This is a genomic window from Streptomyces sp. NPDC012794 (genome assembly GCF_042901085.1).
Lineage (GTDB): Bacteria > Actinomycetota > Actinomycetes > Streptomycetales > Streptomycetaceae > Streptomyces.
Genome location: NZ_JBIBCI010000008.1, coordinates 1 through 20,464, shown reverse-complemented (window position 1 = coordinate 20,464; position 20,464 = coordinate 1). Strand labels below are relative to the sequence as shown.

25 protein-coding genes and 1 tRNA gene are annotated in these 20,464 nt (G+C 74.2%); 12 read left to right on the top strand and 14 right to left on the bottom strand.

Annotation, left to right across the window (positions count from 1 at the left end; genetic code table 11):
* Positions 1-123 precede the first annotated feature (123 nt).
* Together ACFY7H_RS16820 and ACFY7H_RS16815 are read right to left on the bottom strand one after the other, a co-directional pair.
* Entirely contained in the window at positions 124-690 is a 567-nt protein-coding gene (locus ACFY7H_RS16820; RefSeq protein ID WP_388938726.1) for a GPR1/FUN34/YaaH family transporter, read from the bottom strand.
* 99 nt (positions 691-789) lie between these two features.
* Positions 790-1,320, bottom strand: coding sequence for a universal stress protein (locus tag ACFY7H_RS16815; protein ID WP_388938724.1), 531 nt, complete (start codon positions 1,318-1,320; stop codon positions 790-792).
* A 367-nt stretch (positions 1,321-1,687) separates the two neighbouring features.
* On the opposite strand from ACFY7H_RS16815, the gene ACFY7H_RS16810 reads away from it, so the two are divergent.
* The 4 genes from ACFY7H_RS16810 to ACFY7H_RS16795 all read left to right on the top strand — a co-directional run bounded on the left by ACFY7H_RS16810 (position 1,688) and on the right by ACFY7H_RS16795 (position 4,522).
* Complete coding sequence (locus ACFY7H_RS16810; RefSeq protein ID WP_388938722.1) at positions 1,688-2,122, top strand: hypothetical protein; 435 nt, start codon at positions 1,688-1,690, stop codon at positions 2,120-2,122.
* Between the two features lie 376 nt (positions 2,123-2,498).
* Complete coding sequence (locus tag ACFY7H_RS16805) at positions 2,499-3,674, top strand: helix-turn-helix domain-containing protein (RefSeq protein WP_388938720.1); 1,176 nt, start codon at positions 2,499-2,501, stop codon at positions 3,672-3,674.
* Positions 3,675-3,752: 78 nt separating this feature from the next.
* Complete coding sequence (orn, locus tag ACFY7H_RS16800; RefSeq protein WP_388938719.1) at positions 3,753-4,355, top strand: oligoribonuclease; 603 nt, start codon at positions 3,753-3,755, stop codon at positions 4,353-4,355.
* Positions 4,356-4,449: 94 nt separating this feature from the next.
* Positions 4,450-4,522: transfer RNA gene (locus ACFY7H_RS16795), tRNA-His, on the top strand.
* 125 nt (positions 4,523-4,647) lie between these two features.
* Here the strand turns inward: ACFY7H_RS16795 and ACFY7H_RS16790 are convergent.
* The 5 genes from ACFY7H_RS16790 to ACFY7H_RS16770 form a co-directional block, all read right to left on the bottom strand.
* Positions 4,648-4,947, bottom strand: a complete 300-nt coding sequence (locus ACFY7H_RS16790; RefSeq protein WP_388938717.1) for a hypothetical protein — start codon at positions 4,945-4,947, stop codon at positions 4,648-4,650.
* Positions 4,948-5,088: 141 nt separating this feature from the next.
* Positions 5,089-5,730, bottom strand: a complete 642-nt coding sequence (locus ACFY7H_RS16785) for a disulfide bond formation protein B (protein WP_388938715.1) — start codon at positions 5,728-5,730, stop codon at positions 5,089-5,091.
* Between the two features lie 12 nt (positions 5,731-5,742).
* Positions 5,743-5,907: a DUF5993 family protein gene (locus ACFY7H_RS16780; protein ID WP_388938713.1), complete on the bottom strand. Its 165-nt coding sequence runs from the start codon at positions 5,905-5,907 to the stop codon at positions 5,743-5,745.
* Positions 5,908-5,995: 88 nt separating this feature from the next.
* Positions 5,996-7,372 carry a sensor histidine kinase gene (locus ACFY7H_RS16775; RefSeq protein WP_388938711.1) on the bottom strand — a complete coding sequence of 459 codons (1,377 nt, stop codon included), beginning with the start codon at positions 7,370-7,372 and terminating at the stop codon, positions 5,996-5,998.
* 40 nt (positions 7,373-7,412) lie between these two features.
* Positions 7,413-8,102 carry a response regulator transcription factor gene (locus tag ACFY7H_RS16770; RefSeq protein WP_388938709.1) on the bottom strand — a complete coding sequence of 230 codons (690 nt, stop codon included), beginning with the start codon at positions 8,100-8,102 and terminating at the stop codon, positions 7,413-7,415.
* 78 nt (positions 8,103-8,180) lie between these two features.
* Here ACFY7H_RS16770 and ACFY7H_RS16765 point away from each other — a divergent pair, with 78 nt between their 5' ends.
* The gene (locus ACFY7H_RS16765) at positions 8,181-8,756 is read left to right on the top strand and encodes a hypothetical protein (RefSeq protein WP_388938707.1); all 576 of its coding nucleotides are present in this window, start codon (positions 8,181-8,183) and stop codon (positions 8,754-8,756) included.
* Between the two features lie 6 nt (positions 8,757-8,762).
* On the opposite strand, the gene ACFY7H_RS16760 is transcribed toward ACFY7H_RS16765, so the two are convergent.
* Both ACFY7H_RS16760 and ACFY7H_RS16755 read right to left on the bottom strand, forming a co-directional pair.
* Positions 8,763-9,602, bottom strand: a complete 840-nt coding sequence (locus ACFY7H_RS16760; protein ID WP_388939122.1) for a spermidine synthase — start codon at positions 9,600-9,602, stop codon at positions 8,763-8,765.
* Between the two features lie 76 nt (positions 9,603-9,678).
* Entirely contained in the window at positions 9,679-10,170 is a 492-nt protein-coding gene (locus ACFY7H_RS16755; RefSeq protein ID WP_388938705.1) for a hypothetical protein, read from the bottom strand.
* Between the two features lie 276 nt (positions 10,171-10,446).
* Here ACFY7H_RS16755 and ACFY7H_RS16750 point away from each other — a divergent pair, with 276 nt between their 5' ends.
* Positions 10,447-11,769, top strand: a complete 1,323-nt coding sequence (locus tag ACFY7H_RS16750; RefSeq protein ID WP_388938703.1) for a tetratricopeptide repeat protein — start codon at positions 10,447-10,449, stop codon at positions 11,767-11,769.
* Between the two features lie 13 nt (positions 11,770-11,782).
* On the opposite strand, the gene ACFY7H_RS16745 is transcribed toward ACFY7H_RS16750, so the two are convergent.
* Positions 11,783-12,124: a VOC family protein gene (locus tag ACFY7H_RS16745; RefSeq protein ID WP_388938701.1), complete on the bottom strand. Its 342-nt coding sequence runs from the start codon at positions 12,122-12,124 to the stop codon at positions 11,783-11,785.
* 43 nt (positions 12,125-12,167) lie between these two features.
* The gene (locus ACFY7H_RS16740) at positions 12,168-12,764 is read right to left on the bottom strand and encodes a histidine phosphatase family protein (protein ID WP_388938699.1); all 597 of its coding nucleotides are present in this window, start codon (positions 12,762-12,764) and stop codon (positions 12,168-12,170) included.
* Between the two features lie 241 nt (positions 12,765-13,005).
* On the opposite strand from ACFY7H_RS16740, the gene ACFY7H_RS16735 reads away from it, so the two are divergent.
* Genes ACFY7H_RS16735 through ACFY7H_RS16720 form a run of 4 tightly spaced genes read left to right on the top strand, consistent with a single transcriptional unit; the run spans position 13,006 to position 17,686 of the window.
* Complete coding sequence (locus tag ACFY7H_RS16735) at positions 13,006-14,172, top strand: hypothetical protein (RefSeq protein ID WP_388938698.1); 1,167 nt, start codon at positions 13,006-13,008, stop codon at positions 14,170-14,172.
* Positions 14,160-15,731, top strand: a complete 1,572-nt coding sequence (locus ACFY7H_RS16730) for a hypothetical protein (protein WP_388938697.1) — start codon at positions 14,160-14,162, stop codon at positions 15,729-15,731. Before ACFY7H_RS16735 ends, ACFY7H_RS16730 begins: the two co-directional genes overlap by 13 nt.
* Positions 15,728-17,062: an AAA domain-containing protein gene (locus ACFY7H_RS16725; RefSeq protein WP_388938695.1), complete on the top strand. Its 1,335-nt coding sequence runs from the start codon at positions 15,728-15,730 to the stop codon at positions 17,060-17,062. The genes ACFY7H_RS16730 and ACFY7H_RS16725 overlap by 4 nt, the downstream gene beginning before the upstream one ends.
* Before the next feature lie 36 nt (positions 17,063-17,098).
* A complete protein-coding gene (locus tag ACFY7H_RS16720) occupies positions 17,099-17,686 on the top strand; it encodes a hypothetical protein (RefSeq protein WP_388938693.1) in 588 nt (195 codons plus the stop codon).
* Between the two features lie 14 nt (positions 17,687-17,700).
* Here ACFY7H_RS16720 and ACFY7H_RS16715 read toward each other — a convergent pair whose 3' ends face one another.
* Genes ACFY7H_RS16715 through ACFY7H_RS16705 form a run of 3 tightly spaced genes read right to left on the bottom strand, consistent with a single transcriptional unit; the run spans position 17,701 to position 19,254 of the window.
* On the bottom strand, positions 17,701-18,117 hold the full coding sequence (locus tag ACFY7H_RS16715; protein ID WP_388938692.1) for a GNAT family N-acetyltransferase: 417 nt from the start codon (positions 18,115-18,117) through the stop codon (positions 17,701-17,703).
* A gap of 40 nt (positions 18,118-18,157) precedes the next feature.
* Positions 18,158-18,730, bottom strand: a complete 573-nt coding sequence (locus tag ACFY7H_RS16710; RefSeq protein WP_388938690.1) for an SMI1/KNR4 family protein — start codon at positions 18,728-18,730, stop codon at positions 18,158-18,160.
* 29 nt (positions 18,731-18,759) lie between these two features.
* On the bottom strand, positions 18,760-19,254 hold the full coding sequence (locus ACFY7H_RS16705; protein ID WP_388938688.1) for a MarR family winged helix-turn-helix transcriptional regulator: 495 nt from the start codon (positions 19,252-19,254) through the stop codon (positions 18,760-18,762).
* A 135-nt stretch (positions 19,255-19,389) separates the two neighbouring features.
* Between ACFY7H_RS16705 and ACFY7H_RS16700 the strand changes: the two genes are divergently transcribed.
* Positions 19,390-19,947: an NADPH-dependent FMN reductase gene (locus tag ACFY7H_RS16700; RefSeq protein WP_388938686.1), complete on the top strand. Its 558-nt coding sequence runs from the start codon at positions 19,390-19,392 to the stop codon at positions 19,945-19,947.
* 73 nt (positions 19,948-20,020) lie between these two features.
* Positions 20,021-20,368 (top strand): hypothetical protein, encoded by a 348-nt coding sequence (locus ACFY7H_RS16695; RefSeq protein WP_388938684.1) that lies wholly within the window; start codon positions 20,021-20,023, stop codon positions 20,366-20,368.
* Positions 20,369-20,464 lie beyond the last annotated feature (96 nt).

Below are 20,464 nucleotides of genomic sequence, written 5' to 3'. Positions count from 1 at the left end.
GAGCAGTCACCACCGCGCACGCGCGGCGGCCCCGGGGAGGGGCGACCTCCCCGGGGCGACGCGACAGGAGTGCCACCGGAACTCCGGTGGCACCCCTGTCCGTTCTCCCGCGGTACGGACCCGTCAGCCCGCGGCGACCGCGCGCCCCGGGGTCCTGCCCATCGCCATCGGCCAGTTGGCCAGCGCGGCGGTGGCCCCGTACCAGGCCAGCAGCCCGGACACGGCCGCGACCCAGCCGCCCGCCTTGGCCAGACCGCCGCTGTCCGCGAAGGCGGCGACGGCCAGCAGCAGCAGGGAGAGGGTCAGCAGGGCGTACACGCCCTGGCCGAACAGCCCGCTCGACGCGGCGAGCGTGAGGGTCAGCGCGAGCATCGCGAAGAGCACCAGAAACGTTCCGGCCGCCTCGTCGGAGACCGTGGCTCCCGCGCCCTTGGCCCAGGTGAACCAGAAGATGCCGAGGCCCGCGAAGGCGGTGCCGTTGAAGCCGTTGCCGCCGCGGTATTCGAGGAGGCCGAGGAGGAAGAGGGCCGCGCCGCCGACGTACATCGCGAGCGACACGGAGTGGGCGGCGGTCACACCGGAGAGGATCCCCGTGTGGCCGATACCGAATGCGAGAAGGGTGAGACCCAGGGCGATGTTCCCCAGGGTCGAGGTCGAGGCCGTGCTTCCCGCAGAGACACCATTGTCCACGGCGGGCTCCCTTCGATCTGCAGTTGTCTGCTGCGTCCCAGCAGCATTTATCTACCCTTTACAAGGGGGTTCACAACCGCACGAGCGACGTACAGCGGGTTACGGAATGACAACAACGGGTCGCTGCGCCCGCTTCGCCAGCCGCCCCGCGACCGAGCCGAAGATCCGCCCGACGATCCCGTGAGTGGAACCGACCACGATGGCGTCCGCCGAGTACTCCCGGCCGACCTCCTCCAGCTCGTGGCAGATGTCACCCCCGCGCTCGACGAGGATCCACGGCACCTCGGTCAGGTAGTCCGCGCAGGCCAGCTCCAGACCGAGCACCTCGGTGCGGTGGTCGGGCACGTCCACGAAGACGGGCGGCTCGCAGCCGGCCCACACCGTGGTGGGCAGCCGGTTCGCCACATGGACGATGATCAGACCGGAAGCGGAACGCCGGGCCATGCCGATCGCGTAGGCCAGGGCCCGCTCACTGGACGTGGAGCCGTCGAAGCCCACCACCACGCCGTGCCGGAAGGCCGGGTCGCAGGGGTGACGTGTCTGTTCCACCGCGCGCAGGTCGCTCGATACGGAATCGGCGAAGGGTTTGCGCTTGCGGTCCGCGGGTTCGGAGAATTCGTGACCGGCCATGGGTGTCTCGGCGAAGAGTCCTCGGGGGAAGCGACAGGGGCGGTTTCGGCGACTCGGACTTTCTGACGACGGGGGCCTGGATCACGAACGCTTTTGACGACGCAGCGTGACCGGGTTCTGTCCTGGAAGCATCTTCCCAAGCCCTACCCCCCAGGGTACGGCGACACTCCTGTCCTGCACAGGGCATGCCGCCCTTGGAGAGCGTCCCAGGGAGCATGCCGGAGCGCGGGCGCCTTGGCAATGGCAGCTGTCCCCTACAGCCAGTGACGAGAGACCTTGGCGCCACCCGTGCGCGCAGTGACCGAGGCCCGGCCAGGGCGTTGGACAGCCGTCCGACCGTCCAGGAAGAGCCCGCAGGGAGTACGCCGTGCCCGGTCATCCGGTTCACCCCGTCCAGCCCGTCCAGCCCGCTCCGATGACGCGGTCCGCCCGGTCCGCCCGCTCCGCGCCGTCGCCCGCGCGCGCCTCGCTTCACCCGTCCGTGCGGTCCGCCGGACACGCTCACGGCGACCCCGCGGGTGACGTGGTGCGCTGGGCCGCCTTCAGCTGCCTGCTCGTGCCCGTGGTCCTGGTGGTCTACGGGACCTCGTACGGCGGGGCCGCCGTGGCGACCCTGGGGCTGGCCGCCGTCACCGCCGCCTGCCGGGTCCTGCTGCGGTACTCGGAGAAGACGGAACGGGCCGCCGCGCGCGTGCGTTCGGAGAATCCGCTTCCGTCCGGCCACCGGGGCCGGCACTCCCGCACCGGGGCGGGTTCGCACCGCGGCTGCCACGGTTCCGGTGGCCTGTCCCCTCACGACTGACCGGTTCGTACGTACACACCCGGTTGTTTTCGGCCAACTTCCGGACCCGGCGCTTCCCTTGCCGGAATGTTCCACCGACCCCACCACCACCAGCGACTACGGGCGAGAGGGGACGAATTGACCCCGTGAGTACTGGCCACGGCCGGATCGCGCGCTATCCGGTCGGGTAGCGGAGTGGAACGCTTCCTGATCGAATGCTTTTCGCCAAGTTGCCAAGTCGACATAGCGCTGCGTGCTGAACTTGTCACGCCGACACCACGGGACGCAGTAGATTCGATCATGTATTTACGGCGGGGGATCCACGTGCAAGGCCGAGGGGAAACGTGCAGGTGCGACCAGACCAAGGAGTCGCGACACCCAAGGGGGGCTTAGCGCCATGAGCCAGGATTCCACCGCCGCCGTCGTCGCCGACGCGGGCCGGAAGCTCGCGGGGCGTCGCCGCAGGGAGATCGTCGCGGTGCTGCTGTTCAGCGGCGGACCGATCTTCGAGAGTTCCATTCCGCTGTCCGTGTTCGGGATCGACCGACAGGACGCGGGAGTTCCACGCTACCGACTGCTCGTGTGCGCCGGGGAGGACGGTCCCCTGCGGACCACCGGCGGACTCGAACTGACCGCGCCGTACGGGCTGGAGGCGATCGCCCGGGCAGGCACGGTCGTCGTTCCGGCCTGGCGCTCCATCACCTCGCCCCCGCCGCCGGAAGCGCTCGACGCGCTGCGGCTGGCGCACGAGGAGGGGGCCCGGATCGTCGGCCTGTGCACGGGAGCCTTCGTGCTCGCCGCCGCCGGGCTGCTGGACGGCCGGCCCGCGACGACGCACTGGATGTACGCGCCGACGCTCGCCAAGCGCTACCCGTCCGTCCACGTCGACCCGCGCGAGCTGTTCGTCGACGACGGCGACGTGCTGACGTCCGCGGGCACCGCGGCCGGAATCGACCTGTGCCTGCACATCGTGCGCACGGACCACGGCAGCGAGGCGGCCGGGGCACTGGCCCGCCGGCTCGTCGTCCCGCCGCGCCGCACCGGCGGCCAGGAGCGCTACCTCGACCGGTCGCTGCCCGAGGAGATCGGCGCCGACCCGCTCGCCGAGGTCGTCGCCTGGGCACTGGAGCACCTCCACGAGCAGTTCGACGTGGAGACGCTGGCCGCCCGCGCCTACATGAGCAGGCGCACCTTCGACCGGCGGTTCCGCTCGCTCACCGGCAGCGCTCCGCTCCAGTGGCTGATCACGCAGCGGGTGCTCCAGGCGCAGCGGCTGCTGGAGACCTCCGACTACTCGGTCGACGAGGTCGCCGGACGCTGCGGCTTCCGGTCGCCGGTCGCCCTGCGCGGTCACTTCCGGCGGCAGCTGGGGTCCTCCCCGGCCGCCTACCGCTCCGCCTACCGCGCACGCCGGCCGCAGGCCGAGGTGTCCACGGTGTCGGAGATGCAGGGCTCCTCGCTGCCGCACCAGCGCACTCCGCAGCCCCAGCGGGCCGCGGCGGCCCTGGCCGCCTCCGGTCCGAGCGTGGCCGAGCTGTACGCTCCGAGCCGGGTGCTGCGCGAGCACGCGTAGCCGTCCCCGCACGAGCGAAGAGGGCCCCCGCACCGGCCGAGCACCGGTGCGGGGGCCCTTCGGCATAAGGTGGGGCGCATGAACGATCGCATGGTGTGGATCGACTGCGAGATGACCGGGCTCTCGTTGACGGACGACGCACTTATCGAGGTGGCCGCGCTGGTCACCGACTCGGAGCTCAACGTGCTCGGCGAAGGCGTGGACATCGTGATCCGCCCGCCGGACGCGGCCCTGGAGACCATGCCGGACGTGGTGCGCGAGATGCACACCGCTTCCGGGCTGCTCGACGAGCTGGCCGCCGGCACGACCCTGGCCGACGCCGAGGCACAGGTCCTGGCGTACGTACGGGAGCACGTGAAGGAGCCGCGCAAGGCCCCGCTGTGCGGGAACTCCGTCGGCACCGACCGCGGATTCCTCTCGCGCGACATGCCCGCGCTGGAGGGCCACCTGCACTACCGGATCGTGGACGTGTCCTCGGTCAAGGAGCTGGCGCGCCGCTGGTACCCGCGGGCGTACTTCAACAGTCCGCCGAAGAACGGCAACCACCGGGCGCTCGCGGACATCAAGGAGTCCATCGCCGAGCTCCGCTACTACCGGGAAGCGGTCTTCGTGCCGCAGCCCGGACCCGACTCGGACACCGCCCGGGCCATCGCCGCCAAACACGTGGTCACGGACGAGTAGTCCCCCCGGAGGGGGGCGCGGGGGAAAGGTGGAGCGAGCACCCTCCCGGACCCTGTACCCTTTTCTTCGGCCGGTCGTTCTGCGACCGGACATGGTGGGTGTAGCTCAGCTGGTAGAGCACCTGGTTGTGGTCCAGGTGGCCGCGGGTTCAAGTCCCGTCACTCACCCTGCGGGAAGGCCCCGGTTCGCGAGAGCGGACCGGGGCCTTCTGCGTTCCCCGGACCACGGTGCGTCCCCGCGGCGGCCCGTCGGCATCGGCTCCGTCGGCGGGCCGGGTCCGGTGCGGCGGGCCCTACGGTGACGTCCGCATCGCGGCCAGGCCCTTCGCCAGGTCTTCGGCGTTCATGACGGGGCTGACCTCCAGCTCGGCGTTGAACTGGAGGAAGAGGTCCTCGAGGATCGGCGGCAGCTGCGCGCTGTCCTGGAGGTCGAAGACCATCCAGCAGGAGCGCACGCCCTCGTGGAGTCCGAAGTAGGCCGCTTCCGGCTTGACCTTCTCCATCAGGTCCTTCACGGCCCTGGGCAGGGATCCGGTCTTGATGCCCTCGTTGGTGGCGGCCGTGTCCATGTGGGCCCTGAGCATGACTCTCATGCGTGGCTCCTTCCGTCACGGCCACCCTCGGCGCGGCACGGGGGCGCCGCAACATGTGCGCCCCCGTCCGGGCGCGGGGGCCGGCCGCGCCGACGCGGAGCGGTGCCACGCGCGGTCTGTGCCGCGGTCCGGCGGGCGGTCTCAGTCCAGGATCCCGACGTCGTAGAAGAACTGGTACCGGACGGGGTCGTCCGGCAGGAACCAGTGGAAGCCCTCTTCCAGGAACACCGCCACGACGTTGACGGCGAGGACCAGGCCCAAGAAGCCCAGTACGAGGATCCCCGCCGTCCGGTGCGGGCCGGGGGCGGCGGTCGGGACGGTCCGCCCGGCCGTGGCGTGGGCCAGGGCGAGGACGACGCCGATCGCGACGACCGAGGCGGAGAAGAGGATCCACGCCCACACGTACAGGTGCAGACCGAGCGCCGTGCTGCCGTAGCCCTTGTCCCCGGGGAGGATGTGCAGCATCGTCTGCCGCCACGCGGTGAAGGAGCCGCCCATCACCGCGACGAGGGCCATGCCCCAGCCCGTCATGTAGTCCCGGCCGGTCACCACGCCGACGGTGAGGGCGGTGCGGACGACGTACCCGGCCCCGACCGCCGCCAGCAGCATGAACATCCGCTGCACGACGCAGAGCGGGCAGGGGTACTCCCACAGCCCGAACTGGTAGAAGAGGCCGCCGCAGACGACCGCCGTCCAGCCGGCGGTGAAGAAGCAGGCGAACCAGTACTGGGCCCGCGCCAGCAGGCCGCTCTCCAGTGGCGCCTCCGGCAGGAGGCTGCTCATCGTGGCCACGGGTCAGTAGTTCAGGTCGAGGGCGAGGCCGCTGGTGATGTGGTGCGCCACCAGCAGGAGGACGGCGGCCAGCATGGCCCACCAGGCGCCGAGCACCACGTTCCGGGAGGTGTCCCGGCACATGGCGACGAGGGTGGCGAGGATCCCGCCGAAGATGAGGGTGTCCATGGGGCGGACCGTACCGACCTGCGGACTTCCGCCCCGCGAGGCGCGCCCCCGGGTAAGCCGGTTGCCCCGCCGGGCCCGGTGCCCCGGGTCAGCCGCCCCGGCGCCTGCGGCGGCCCCGCCGGCCGCGCGCCCCGCGCTCGCCGCCCCGGGCCCGGTCGTCCAGCGCGATCCACACCCGCACCTCGGTCCCCCCGAGCACCGAGCGCCCCAGCCGTACGTCGCCGCCCGTGGACTCGGCGACCCGCCGCACGATGTCCAGGCCGAGCCCCGTGGAGCCGTCGCGGGCTCCGTCGTTGCCGCGCCGCAGGGCGGCGGCCGGGTCGGCGATCCCGGGGCCGCCGTCCGAGACGAGGACGATGACGGCGTCCCCGGCGTCGTGCACGTCCACGGCGAAGGGGGTGGCCTCCGGGGTGTGCCGGAAGACGTTGCCGAGCATGGCGTCGAGGGCCGCCGCCAGCTCGGGGCGGGCCACGGGGACGCGTACGGTGCGGTCCACGCCGGCGAGCCGGACCTCGCGGCCCTCGTCCTCCGCGAGCGCCGACCAGAAGGCCATCCGGTCGCGTATCACCTCGGAGGCGTCGCAGCCGGCGGTGGCCGCGGCGGCGGGCGGGCGCTGTTCGCGTGCGGTACGGATGATCGTGTCGACCTCCCGTTCCAGCTGCTCCACCGCCGCCCGGGTGTGCTCGGCGGCCGGGCCGTCCCCGAGGGAGGCGGCGTTGAGCCGCAGCACGGTCAGAGGGGTGCGCAGCCGGTGGGAGAGGTCGGCGGCGAGCTCCCGCTCGTTGGCGAGGAGTTCGACGACCTGGTCGGCCATGGAGTTGAACGCGACGGCCGCCGAGCGGAGTTCCTTGGGCCCGTCCTCGGGGACCCGTGCGCCGAGCCTGCCCTCACCCAGCTGGTGCGCGGCGTCCGCGAGCCGTTCGGCGGGGCGCACCAGGCGGGCGCCGAGCCGGTCCGCGACGGCCACCGAGCCGATGACGAGGGCGAGCCCGACCCCGCCGAGGATGAGCCAGGCGGTGGTGACCCCGTTGCTGACCTCGCTCTCCGGCACGTAGATCTCGATCACCGCGATGTCGCCGGAGCCGAGGGCGATGGGCTGGAGCAGCGCGGAACCCCCGCCGGGGACGCCGGCGGTGGTCGCCCGTCCCAGGGACCGGGTCTCGGCCACCGCGTGGGCTCCGGCGCGGCCGTCGCCGATGTCCACGGGGGCGGCGCCGCCGATCGCCGGCACGTGGACGGCCATCCGCCCGGCGGCGCCCATCTCGGTGGACTCCACGGCCCGGCGCAGCTGAGCCGGGTCGGTGGTGATGGACAGGGTCGGCCCCATGGTGGCGGCCTGCCGTTCGGCGTTGGAGAAGGCCCGGTCGCTGGCCATCTCCCGCACCACCATCGCGAGCGGCGCCGCGAAGGCCAGGACCACCATGGTCGTGACGGCGAGGCACACCTTGACCAGCGCCCACCTCACGGCGTCCGCCTGACGGGCGCCCGGCTCTCCGCGGTGCGTCTCACAGCGGCGGCTCCAGCTTCACGCCGACGCCGCGCAGGGTGTGCAGGTAGCGGGGCCGGGCGGCGGTCTCGCCGAGTTTGCGGCGCAGCCAGGACAGGTGCACGTCGATGGTCTGGTCGTCCCCGTACGACTGCTGCCAGACCTCGGCGAGCAGCTCGCGCCGGGCCACGACCACCCCGGGGCGTCCGGCGAGGAAGGCCAGCAGGTCGAACTCCCGCCGGGTGAGGTCGAGGACCGCGCCGTCGAGCTCGGCCTGGCGGCGCAGCGGGTCGATGGCGAGCCCGCCGACGCGCAGTACGCGCGAGGGCGGCTCGGCCCCGGCAGCGGCGCGGGCGCGGCGCAGGACGGCGGCCATCCGGGCGGAGAGGTGCTCGACGGAGAAGGGTTTGGTCAGGTAGTCGTCGGCGCCGTCGTTGAGAAGCCGGACGATCTCGGCCTCGTCGTCGCGGGCGGTGGCGATGATGACCGGCACGTCGGTGATGCCGCGCAGCATCTTCAGGGCCTCGGAGCCGTCGAGGTCGGGCAGTCCGAGGTCGAGGATGACCACGTCGAAGGGGTTGTGGGCGACCTCGCGCAGGGCCTCCAGGGCCGTGCCGACGCTCCGGACGGTGTGCGAGGCCTCGGTCAGGTGCCGGATGAGGGCGGAACGTACGAACTGGTCGTCCTCGACCACGAGCACACTAGCCATGGGCGCACGGTAGTCCATCCGGGGGACGCGGGGAGGTGCCGGGCCGGGTCTGTGACGGGTGGTGCAGTATGTGCCCTGATGCGACGAGGACCTGTACATGCCATGGCCTGGGTGCTGGCGACCGCCGCCGCGGCGACCCTGTCGTGGTGGGGCGTGCACACCGTGCTGGCCGGGACCGCCTACGATCCCCCGCGCGCGGTGCCGCTGACGGCCGGGGGGCCCGGCGGTCCGGCGCTGTCCTCGGCCACGCGGGGGCCGGACCCGACTCCGTCGCCGGGCCCTTCGGGTTCCGTTTCCGCCCCGCCCTCCGCGTCCCCGTCGGCGGCCCCGCCCCCGTCGGCCGGTGCGGGCGCGTCCTCGCCGGCGAAGCCGCAGCAGGCGCCGCCGTCCGCCCGGCGCCCGTACCCGGAGGGCGGCCAGGGCGGCGGGCCGGGCACGGTGAGGAACTACTCGGTGTCGGGCGGCCGGGTCGTCTTCGACCTCGGGACCTCCTCGGCCGGGCTGGTCTCGGCGACCCCGGAGGCGGGCTGGCGGATGCAGGTGTGGAAGCAGGACTTCTGGATCCGGGTCACCTTCACCCAGGGCAGCCGCGAGGTGTCGGTGTTCTGCACCTGGCACGACCATCCGCCGGCGGTTGAGATCGTCGACCCGTAGGGCGGGTCAGCGGAAGACCGAGGGCGGCGGCTGCGGCGAGGCCACCGCCGAGGCGTCGGCGACCGGGGCCGCACCGCCGGTGAAGTCGGCCAGGGCGCGGCCGTGCTCGACCCGGCCGGGGTGCGGGTCGCTCGCCACGCGGCGGGTGAACTCCGCGACGGGCAGCTCCTGGTCGGAGGCCACGAGCACCGCATTGCCGAAACGTTTCCCCCGCCAGACCACAGGATCCGCCGCCAGCGCCAGCCGGGCGAACCGCGAGGCGGCGGTGGCGACCTGGCCCCGCAGGTGCGCCAGCGGCGGACCGTCCGCGAGGTTGGCCACGTACCACCCGGTGGGCGCGAGGACCCGGCGTACGTCGTCCAGGAACTCCACGCTGGTCAGGTGGGCCGGCGTGCGCGCCCCGCTGAACACGTCCGCGATCACCAGGTCCGCCCAGCCGTCCGGCACCTTCGCGAGCCCCGCCCGCGCGTCCACGGCCCGTACGCGGATCCGCGCCTGGGGGTCCAGCGGCAGGTGTTCCCGTACGAACGCCACCAGGGCCGCGTCGATCTCCACCACCTGCTGCGTGGAGCGGGGGCGGGAGGCGGCCGTGTAGCGGGCCAGGGTGAAGGCGCCGCCGCCGAGGTGCACCACGTTCAGGGGCTGCCGGGCGGGCGCGGCGAGGTCGATCAGGTGGCCGATCCGGCGCTGGTAGGCGAAGTCCAGCCAGGCGGGGTCGTCCAGGTCCACATGGGACTGCGGGGCCCCGTCGATCAGCAGGGTCCAGGCACGGGGGCGCTCGCGGTCCGGTGCCAGCTCGGCGAGCCCGCCGCCCACCTGCCCGGCGACCGGTCCGGCGTCCGGTATCGCGCCGCCCCGGCCGCCCTTGCCGCCCTTGCCCTTGCCTTTGCCTGCCACTCCCCCATTATGGCTGGTCAGCGCCTCAGCGGCAGTTGTCGGCCGCCTCGATCAGCCGGGCCGCCTCGCCGAGCGCGGCGCGCAGCACCTCCGGGTCGGTGACCGGCCCCACGGCCTCGGGGGGCAGCAGCCAGCCGCTGCTGTCGGAGGCGGGCGAGACGGCGTCGCCGAAGCGCATGCCGCGCCCGTTGGTCTGCGTACAGGCACTGCCGGGCAGGTCCCAGGCGTCGGCGGTGCCGGGCGGGACGAGGAAGCCGAGGGTGTCGCCGGAGCCGTCGTGCAGCACCGGGCCGACGCCGGGGGCCGTCAGGCCGGCTCCGCGGCGGATGATGTCCACCGCCTCCAGCCCCTGGCGGGTGGGCACGGTCACCAGGTCCGGGGCCGCGGGGAAGGCCTGAGGCGGGAGGGGCGGCGCGAGGGTCGGATGGACGGGCGGATGGACGGGACCCGGGACCGGGCTCGGAGCCGGGGAGGCCGCGCCGGGCCCGGCCGCGGTGTTCGTTCCGATGCTGTCCATGCCGGCCTCCGCCAAGGGGAACCCCTCCTCGATCCGTATCCGCATGGGTTCAACGCACGGAAGCGTCAACGGGTGCGGCGGCAAGACGCCGCAAAGGATGGCAGTTCATGGCGGATCGCGGGTGAGATATCCGTTTTGTAGCCAAACACCACATCAAGCACCCGTCGGCGGCGGTACGTTCGTGCGCGCCGGAGCCCTGACTCCGGGGCGAGACCGACAGGGATCGAAGGGGGGTCCTGCGGGACCCCTTGGGATCGTCCAGAGAGGCACACGTCCATGGCGGCGTCCCCCCACTCACCCAACTCCTCCTTCCGCAGGCTCCGCGGCCAGCGCTCCCCGGCCGAATTCGCGGCCCTGGTCCGGCGCGCGGCCCGGGAGATCGGCGAAACGGTTTCCTGCGACGCCCGTTACATCGGCCGGGTCGAGTCCGGCGAGATCCGCTGCCCCAACTACGCCTACGAACGCGTCTTCCTGCACATGTTCCCCGGCCACACCCTGGCCGACCTCGGTTTCTCCCCCCGCGAGACCGTGCGCGGCCGCTCCGCGCAGCGCGCGCGGCCCGTACCCCAGGCCCTCACCCACCTCGTCCGGCGTTCCAAGGAGAGCGACGTGCTGCGCCGCGCGTTCATGACCGGCGGGTCCGCCACCGTGGCGGCCGCCACCCTCAGCCTCACCCCGCTCGGCGACAGCCGCCGGATCCCCTCCCGCGCCGGTGAGGCCGAGGCCGCCGCCGTCGAGGACGCGGTACGCCAGATCCGGCTCCTGGACGACCGGCACGGCGCCGACGCCCTCTACCGGCGGGCGGCACAGCCCCTGAAGACCGCCTACGCCCTGCTCGACGCGGGAGCCACCCGGCAGTCCACCGAGGACCGGCTGCACGCCGGGGCCGGGGAACTGGCCGTCTCGGTGGGCTGGCTGGCGCACGACTCGGGCCGCTTCGAGGACGCCCGCTCGCACTACGCCGAGGCCCTGGCCACCGCCCGGGTCTCGGGCGACGCCGCCCTGGAGGCGCACGCCTTCAGCAACATGGCCTTCCTGGCCCGGGACCGCGGCCGCCCCCGCGAGTCGGTGCGGGCCGCCCAGGCGGGCCGGCACGCGGCCCGCTCGCTGGGCTCGCCCCGGCTGCTCGCGCTGCTGGCGCTGCGTGAGGCGGGCGGCTGGGCGGGGCTCGGCGACCGCAGGGCGTGCGAGGAGTCCCTGGCCCGGGCACACGCGGAATTCGCGCGGGGCGCGTCGCCCGCCGACCCGGAGTGGATGTCCTTCTTCGGCGAGGCGGAACTGGAATCCCTGGAGTCCCGCTGCTGGGCCGCGCTCGGGGAGCACGCCCGCGCGGCCCGGCACGCCCGGCGTGCGGCCGACCTCCAGGACCCGCACTTCGCCCGGAACGTGGCCCTCTACACGGCGGAGCTCGCCGACGACCTGGCCCGGGCGGGCGCACCCGACGAGGCGGCCTGGGCGGGCGGACGGGTACTGGACCTGCTGGCCGAGGTCCGCTCGACCCGGATCCGGTCGATGCTGGCGGGCACGGCCCGCACCCTCGTCCCGCACCAGCGCTCCCCGCGCGTCGGCGCCTTCCTGGCCCGGCACGCCCAGGCCTGAGCCGGCCTCCCCGTCAGGCGCCGACGTACTCGAAGACCCCGCCGTCGGGGTGGCGCAGTACGGCCCGGCGCCCGTCCGGGGTCTCGGCGGGACCGGCGACCACCTCGGCACCGGCTGCGCGGGCCCCGGCCACCGCGGCGTCCAGGTCGGCGACGGTCAGGGTGGCCGCCACCCCGGCGAACCGCCCGGCGGCCTCGTCCGGCCCGGCGAAGAGCGGGAACGGGCCGGTGGCGGCCAGTTCCAGGCCGGCGAAGGCGAACCGGGAGGCAGGTTCCCCGGTGAGCTTCTCGTAGAAGGCGGCGGCCGTTTCGAGGTCGGCCACGCGCCGGCGCAGCACCACGGAGCGGATCGCCATACCGCGATCATCGCAAGGGGACGTCGACGGACAGGAGTTGGGGTCAGCCCTCCAGGTGCCCCGTGTCGTTCCAGCGCTCCAGCGCCGGGGCGCCGTAGGCCCACCCCAGGACCGACAGGGAGGTGGGCTCCAGCCGGATGCGGGCGCCGAAGGAGGCCTCGAAGCCGAGCCAGCGGGCGGCGAGGGTGCGCAGGATGTGGCCGTGGGCGAAGACGAGGACGTCGCGCTCCGCCGAGCGGGCCCAGGCCACGACCTCGTCGGCACGCGCCGCGACGTCGGCGACGGACTCGCCGCCGGGGACCCCGTCGCGCCAGATCAGCCAGCCGGGCCGGACGGCCTGGATCTCGGCCGGGGTCATGCCCTCGTAGTCGCCGTAGTCCCATTCCATGAGGGCGTCCCAGGGGTCGGCCTGGGCCCCGTAACCGGCCAGGTCGCAGCTCTCGCTGGCGCGGACCAGCGGGCTGGTGCGCACCTCCAGGCCGCGCAGGTCCGCCCAGGGCTCCCGGGCCAGGCGCTCGCCCAGCCGCTTCGCCCCCAGCCTGCCCTCCTCCAGCAGCGGCACGTCCGTGCGTCCGGTGTGCTTGCCGAGCCGGGACCATGCCGTCTGCCCGTGGCGGGCCAGCAGGATGCGGGGGGCCATCTGTGTTTCTCCCGGTCCTTGGGGGTTCACCCCTCCAGGGGCGATGGGGTCGTCCGTCCATCATCCCCGACGGGAAAGGGAGACGTCCGGGCCGGTGGGCGGGAGGGGGCAGGCAGGGGGGCGGCCAGGGGCGCCCGGGAGGCGGGCCGGGCGGCCGACGCCGGGAGATCGCCGGGCGGACGGCCGGCTCGTTTCGGCCGTATGACCACGATTGTCAGTGGCGGATGGGACACTTCCGCCCGTGAGCTCCTACCCGCCCGACGGCCCGCCCCAGACGACACTGCGGCAACGGCTCGCCGACCTGCGCGGCCCCGCCGTGCCGCCCCGACCGCTCGACGCGCGGGCGCTCGCCGCGCTCGCCGCCAACCCCGGCTGCGGCAGACGGGCCCTCCTCGACGGCGCCGGCATCGACAAGACCGCGCTCGCGGCCGCGCTGGGCTCCCCCGCCGCCTTCGGGCAGTCGCAGTTCGCGATCGTGCGCGGCAACTCCTTCGAGGCCAAGGTCAAGGCCGACGGCGGAGCGGAACTGCTGCGGCTGACGCACGCCCGCCTCGGCGGCGGGGCCGAGCCGCCCGGGCCGCACGCCCGGGTGCCGGACCTCACCGCCGCCGGACCCGAGGGACGTGCCGCGCGGACGGCGCTGGCCCTGCGGGAGGCCACCGCCGCGCGGACGTGGACGCTGCTGGACCATCCGATGCTGGCCCTGGAGGTGGCGGGCACCCCCGCGTACCTGGAGCCCGACGCCGTCGTCGTGCACCCCGACGGCCGCTGGACCGTAGTGGAGATCAAGTCGTTCCCGATGATCGACGGGGCCGCCGACGCCGCGAAGGTGGGGGCCGCCGCGCGGCAGGCCGCCGTGTACGTGCTGGCCCTGGAGCAGACCGCCGGGAAGCTGGAGGGGGCCGAGGTCGGCCACCGGGTACTGCTCGTCTGCCCGAAGGACTTCTCCAACCTGCCCACCGCCGCGCCCGTGGACATCCGCCGGGAGCGGTCGGTCACCCGCCGCCAGCTGGAGCGGCTGACCCGGGTGGAGGAGCTGGCCGAGGGGCTGCCGCCGGGGCTGTGCTTCGACCCCGCGCGGCCCGCCGCCGAGCTGACCGAGGCCGTCTCGGCGGTCTCCGCCTCCTACGCCCCCGAGTGCCTCGCCGCCTGCGAACTGGCCTTCCACTGCCGGGAGCGGGCCCGCGCCGCCGGGGAGCCGGCCGCGCTCGGCCGTTCCGTCCGGGGGGAGCTGGGCGGCCTCGCCACCGTCGAGGCGGCCCTCGCGGCGGCCGCCGGAGCGGGCCCCGAGGGCGATGCCACCGCCCAAGCGCTGCGCCAGGCGGCCCGGCTGCGCGCCGAGGCGCTGGAACTGGCCGCCGCCCGACCCCCGTACCAGGCCCCGGAGACCCCCGAATGCCCCTGCTGAGCACCCTGGCCCGGCTGGAGGCGGTCCGCGCGGGCCGCGCCCGGCCGCTGGCGACCGTACGGCACCGCCACCTGAGCGGGCGGCCGCTGGTCTTCGTACCGCTGACCACCGCCGGTGAGGCGGGGGCCCCGCTCGGCGCGATGCTGGGCACCGACCCGCAGGACCCGCGGATCTTCGTCATACCCCAGCCGCGCGACCGGGACCTGCGCTGGGAGTTCCTGGCCGCCCTGGCCGCCGAGGTGATGGAGTACGTGGACGCGTACGCGGACGTCGTCGAGCCGGCCGAGCGCACCGAGACCGACCCTGAGAGCGGCAGGAAGGTCAAGGTCGAGGCCGAACTGTGCGTGGACGCGCCGCAGATCGTCGTACCGAGCCGGGCCGGCATCGAGTACGTGCGCCTGCTGGGCCGGTCGATGCGGTTCCGGCGCACCGCCGAGGAGGACCCGGACAACCCGTACCCGGCGCCCACTCAGGTGCCGCTGCTGGGCCGCTGGTTCACGCACCTCGCCGAGCGTTCCCGGGTCCCCGGCTCCTCGATGCTGCTGTCCGCCACGGAGCTGCTGGGCCGGCACTGGGCCACCGGCCAGAGCAGCCTGGAGGACCAGCACCTGGGGGCGCTCCTCGCCTGGATCGACCCGCCGGAGGGCGTCTCGGGGGCCGAGCAGGCGCTGCGCGTGGAGCTCGCGCGGGACGGTGACGGGCAGCTGCTGGTGCCGCCGTCCGGCCCGGCCACCGACCCGGCCTTCGACAACAAGCTGCTCGCGCCGGCGATCGCGCGGTTCGACGCGGCCCGGGCGGCGGGCGGAGCCCGCGACGACGATGCGGTGCGGTCGGCCGAGGGGATGGTCCGGCAGCTGGTCGTGGACCAGATGCGGCCCGCCTGGTCGCAGACCTGGGAGGCGATCGAGCTGCTGCGCACCCTGCCGCCGGGCGAGCGTACCGAGGAGCGCTGGACTCGCGACCGCTGGTCGTTCACGGGCCACCGCGACCGGGTCCGGGCCGGCGAGCCGCCGCAGCCGCGCCGCGACGACGCGGTGACGGCGGCCCAGAAGCTGGCCACGCGGGAGACCGAGCAGGTACGGCTCGACGCGCAGGAGGCGCTGGACGACCCGCTCGTCATGGCGGGCCGGCGGTTCGCGGGCGAGGCCTTCGCCGGTGAGGTCACCGAGGTGCTGATGGAGTGGACGGAGGGCAAGCGGCCCAGGCCGCGCCCGCTGGTGACGGTGGCCACCGAGGACCGGCCGCAGCTGGCGGACGAGGGCGGCGGCAAGGTGTTCCGGTCCCTGGACGGCCGCCAGCAGGCCTTCGAGTTCGTGCGGTACGAGGACGACGGGCAGCTGGTGCTGCGCGTGCTCGACAAGATGGGCGCCGGCCGGGAGCCGGTGGCGGGCTCGGTGCCGCAGAAGGGCGACCGGGACTGCTGGACGCTCTTCGAGCACGACGCGCGCGGCGGCCCGAAGCTGCCCGACCCGGAGAACACCCCCTGGACGCACGGCGGCCCGCCGGGCTCCCGGACCGCTCCCGCCCTGGACGCCGTGACCGACGAGGACCTGCTGTGACCACCGCCTTCGACCCGGGCGCGGCCGCCGACCGGGCCACCGCCGCCATCCTCCACGACACCTTGCACGGCTCCGAGCGGGGTGTCGTCGTCGACTCCCCGCCCGGAGCCGGCAAGTCGACGCTCGTGGTGCGGGCCGCCCGGGAGCTGGCCGCCGCCGGGCGCCGGCTGATGGTGGTCGCGCAGACCAACGCCCAGGTGGACGACCTGGTGCTGCGGCTCGCCGAGAAGGACCCGGAGCTGAAGGTGGGCCGGCTGCACAGCAGCGACGCCGACGCCTACGACCCGGCGCTGCGGGACCTGCCGTCCGTCACCCTCTCCGCGAAGCCGGCGGAGCTGGCCGAGCTGCCGATCACGATCTCCACGGCCGCGAAGTGGGCGTACGTCAAGGACGCCGAGCCGTGGGAGCACGCCATCGTCGACGAGGCCTACCAGATGCGCTCCGACGCGCTGCTGGCCGTGGCCGGACTCTTCGAGCGGGCGCTGTTCGTGGGCGATCCGGGGCAGCTGGACCCGTTCAGCATGGTCGGCGCGGAGCAATGGGCCGGCCTGTCGTACGACCCTTCGGCGAGCGCCGTCTCCACCCTCCTCGCCCACAACCCGCAACTGCCGCAGCACCGGCTGCCGGTGTCGTGGCGGCTCCCGGCGACGGCCGCGCCGCTGGTCTCGCGCGCTTTCTACCCGTACTCGCAGTTCCGCAGCGGCACCGGGCCCGGCGAGCGCCGTCTCGCGTACGGGGTCGCGGGCGACGGCTCGGGCCCGGACCGCGTCCTGGACGAGGCCGCCGCGTCGGGCTGGGGGCTGCTGGAGCTGCCCGCGCGGCACACGCCGCGCACGGACCCGGAGGCGGTGCGGGCGGTGGCCCTGGTGGTGCGGCGCGCCCTGGACCGCGGTGCGGTGACCTCGGACGAGCGGTCCCCCGCCCCCTCCCCGCTGACGCCGGCCCGCATCGCCGTCGGCACGGCCCACCGCGACCAGGCCGCGGCGGTGCGCACGGCCCTGGCGGCCCTGGGCGTCGCGGGCGTCACGGTCGACACCGCGAACCGGCTCCAGGGCCGCGAGTACGACCTCACGGTGGTCCTGCACCCCCTGTCCGGCCGCCCTGACGCGACGGCCTTCCACCTGGAGACGGGCCGCCTGTGCGTCCTGGCCTCCCGGCACCGGCACGCGTGCGTGGTGGTGGCCCGGGCGGGCGTGGCGGAGCTGCTGGACGAGCACCCGTCGACGGAACCGGTCCAGCTGGGCGTGACGGTGAAGTTCCCGGACGGGTGGGAGGCGATGATGACCACGTGGGACTCCTGGTCCGACCACCGTGTCCGATGGCGCCCGTAGACCGCCCCGGCACGACCGGTACGGAAGGGGGAACGCGTGGGACTCCGCTACGGCTACGAGGTCTTCCTGCCCGCCCGGAACGTCCCCCGGGCACTGCGCGAGCTCGCCGCGCTGGCGCCTCGGACCGACCGGGTGCCGCCGCTCGCGCTCACCCTGCCCGGCGGTGAGCGGGTCGTCGTCCCCTTCACCTCCGGCTTCAAGAGCGAGCCGGTCGACTGCTCCACGGGCGGGACCCTCGAACTCGACACCTCGCTCCTGTGCGGCGCCGACGAGGCGGTGAGCGCGTACGCCCGCGGCCACGGCACCGGACCCGACGCGCTCGGGCGGGTGGGGATCGGGTACGTCTACCTCACCGTGCGGTTCACGCCCGCGCTGCACCCGCGTTACGCCTCGATGGAGTTCACCGCGGCCACGTCGGAGATGAGCCGGCTGTTCGAGCGGTCCGCGAGCGTCAGAGCCGTGTTCACCGGTCTCACCGCCGCCGCGGGCGGGGTGTGCTGCGTGCTCGACACCGAGGGCGACAGCTCCCGCCTGTGCTGGCTGAACGGCCGGCCGGCCGACGAGACGGTCCCCGGCCCCCGCTTCGCGGGCTACCGCGAGCTCGTGGCGGCGTGGGGAGGTTGAGGGCCGGCAGGGGGCTACTGCTCCCCGAACGCCATCCACTTCTCGGGGGTGGCCAGCGGCTCGAAGCCCGCGCGGGCGTAGACCTCGTGCGCGTCGGCGGTGGCCAGCATGATCCGGCGCAGGCCGTACGGGGCCAGGTGGGCCTTGACGGCTTCGACGAGGGCGCCGCCGAGGCCCTTGCCGCGCGCGCCGGGGTCCACGTACACGTCGCAGAGCCAGGCGAACGTGGCCCGGTCGGTGACGATCCGCGCGTAGCCGAGCTGGGCGCCCGAAACGCTGTCGTACGCGCCGAAGTTCAGGGATGACCCGACGGCCCGGTCGTGGGCCTCGCGGCTGCGGCCGAGGGCCCAGTAGGCGTCCTGCGACAACCAGCGGTGGACCAGCGCGTTGTCGAGCCGTTCCGGGTCGGTGGAGATCTCGTAGCCGTCCATCGGGCCATCCAAGCACCGCCGGCGCTCGCCGGACCACCGGTTATCCGGCGCGCCAGTCCGGCGGCAGCAGCTCCCAGGAGTCGCGGCCGAGCCATTCGCCGAAGGTCGCCGGCCGGGCGCCGGCCGCGTGGTCGAGGGAGAGCGGAACGATGAGGCCGCGGCTGGCGCGCCCGTCCCACCACACCGTGCCGGCCAGCGGTCCGGACACCGCCAGCAGGGTGGCGAAGCCGCAGCCGTGCTCCTGGAGGCGCATCGCACCCGCCGTCCGGCGGTCCTCGAACACCTCGCATTCGGCATCCCAGGCGTTCCACGCCGCGGTGAGCGCGGCGGGGTCGGGGAAGTCCGCCGCCTGCGGCTCGCGCCGTTCCAGCGCGGCGTCGGCCTCGGCGTACGAGTCGGGGTGCGGGAACGGCGCGGACAGCAGGTCGGGGCGGAGCACGTCGTCCCCGGGCCAGCGCCAGCCGCTCCCGGTGCGCACCAGGCCGAATCCGCCGGTGTCCGGGCCGCGCAGGTACGCCCGGTAGTCGCGGGGGAAGCGGACGCCGAGTTCCTGTTCGGCTTCGGCGATCTCGTTCTCGGTCAACGGGGGCCGTCGGGTGGCGGGTCGGTGCACGCGTCGAGCCTACGGGTGGGTCGCGGCGGCTATCCGGGGCTGTCCTTGCGGGCGACGCCGAAGTGGCGGCGGAGGGTTTCGCCGGCGTCGGCGAGGGCGTGCAGCTGTTCCGGGGTGAGGACGTCGATCAGGTGCCGCCGTACGGACTCGACGTGCAGCGGGGCCGCCGCGTTGATGGTGTCCAGCCCTTCGGCGGTGAGCACCACCTCGGCGCCCCGGCCGTCGGTGGCCACCTCCTCGCGGCGGACGAGGCCGCGCCGCTGCATCCGGCTGATCTGGTGGGAGAGGCGGCTGCGCGACCACTGCATCAGCACCGCGAGGCCGCTGATCCGCATGCGGTGGCCCTCCGTGGAGCCGAGCACCGAGAGGACGTCGTAGTCGGCTTCGGACAGGGCGCTGTCCAGGTTGAGGTCACGCGCGATCTGGGCGTCGACCAGGGGGAACATACGGCGCCACGCGTACCAGGCGCGCTGTTCGGACTCGGTGAGCCAGCGGGGGTGGGCCGGCTCGGGCGTGTCGGTCATGGGCACAGCCTAACGAGCCTGGTGACACATCAACTACCTAGTTGACATATCACGGATCGGCGGCTTTCCTGGGTGACACGTCAACAACCAGACTGCGATCAGCACACCGCCCCTCCACACCACGGGAGTTCAGCCATGACCCGCCTCCTCGTCCTTTCCGCCGCCACCCGCCCCACCTCCTCCGGACGGCCGCTCGCCGAGTGGGTCGCCCGCCAGGCCCGCGAGCACGGCACCTTCGAGGTCGTCCCGGTGGACCTCGCGGAGCTCGCCCTGCCCTTCCTGGACGAGCCGGAGTACGCCTCCAGCGGCAATTACGCCCACCGGCACACCCGGGAGTGGAGCGCGCTCGTCGACTCCGCCGACGCGTTCGTGTTCGTCCTGCCGATGTACAACGGCGGGTTCACCGCCCCGTTCAAGAACGCCGTGGACTTCCTCTACCGCGAGTGGCAGGGCAAGCCGGTCGGCCTGGTCAGCTACAGCGCGGGCGGCTCCGGCGGCGCCCCGGCCGCCCGGATGCTGCTGCCGGTGCTCACCCAGCTCGGCATGCGGCCCGCCGGGCGCTCCGTGGCCGTCGCCGGCATCAACGCGCTGATCGGGGCCGAGGGCTTCGGGGCACCGGAGGGCCTGGCCGGCGAGGTCGCGGGCGTGCTGGACGACATCGCGGCGCTGGCGAAGGAGCCCGCCGCCGCCTGACGCACGGCACCCTTGCGCGACGCTGGACAATGGAGGGTGGCCCAGGAGTTCGCAGCGCAGCAGGAGGACACGCATGGCAGAGCCCGAGCGGACCGAGCGGAGGCAACGGCCGGCGCCGCTGCTCTTCGAGCCCTCGGAGGCCGTCACGGACCCGGAGCACTTCTTCGACCTGGAATCGATCGAGGACCCGCGCGAGCTGCTGACCCGGGCCACCGAGCTGACGCTGGCCTTCCGGGCCGCGCAGGACCGGGCCGTCGAGTTCCAGGCCCTGGCGGCCGCCCAGCTGGCTGACCCCCGGCGCTTCGACCGGCTCCCGCCGGAGGCCATCGCGGCGATTGCGGAGTGGACCGAGGACTACGCCCGCAAGATGATCGAGTTCGGCGAGGACCTCCAGCGCGGCAGCACCCCCGGCACCGTCTAGGTGTATTGATCACGAGCGTTGTTGACACTCGGCTGGTCTTGAACATGGCGAAGACCTCCGGTGTGGTGGGAGCTGTCTAGGAACTCACCGCACGGA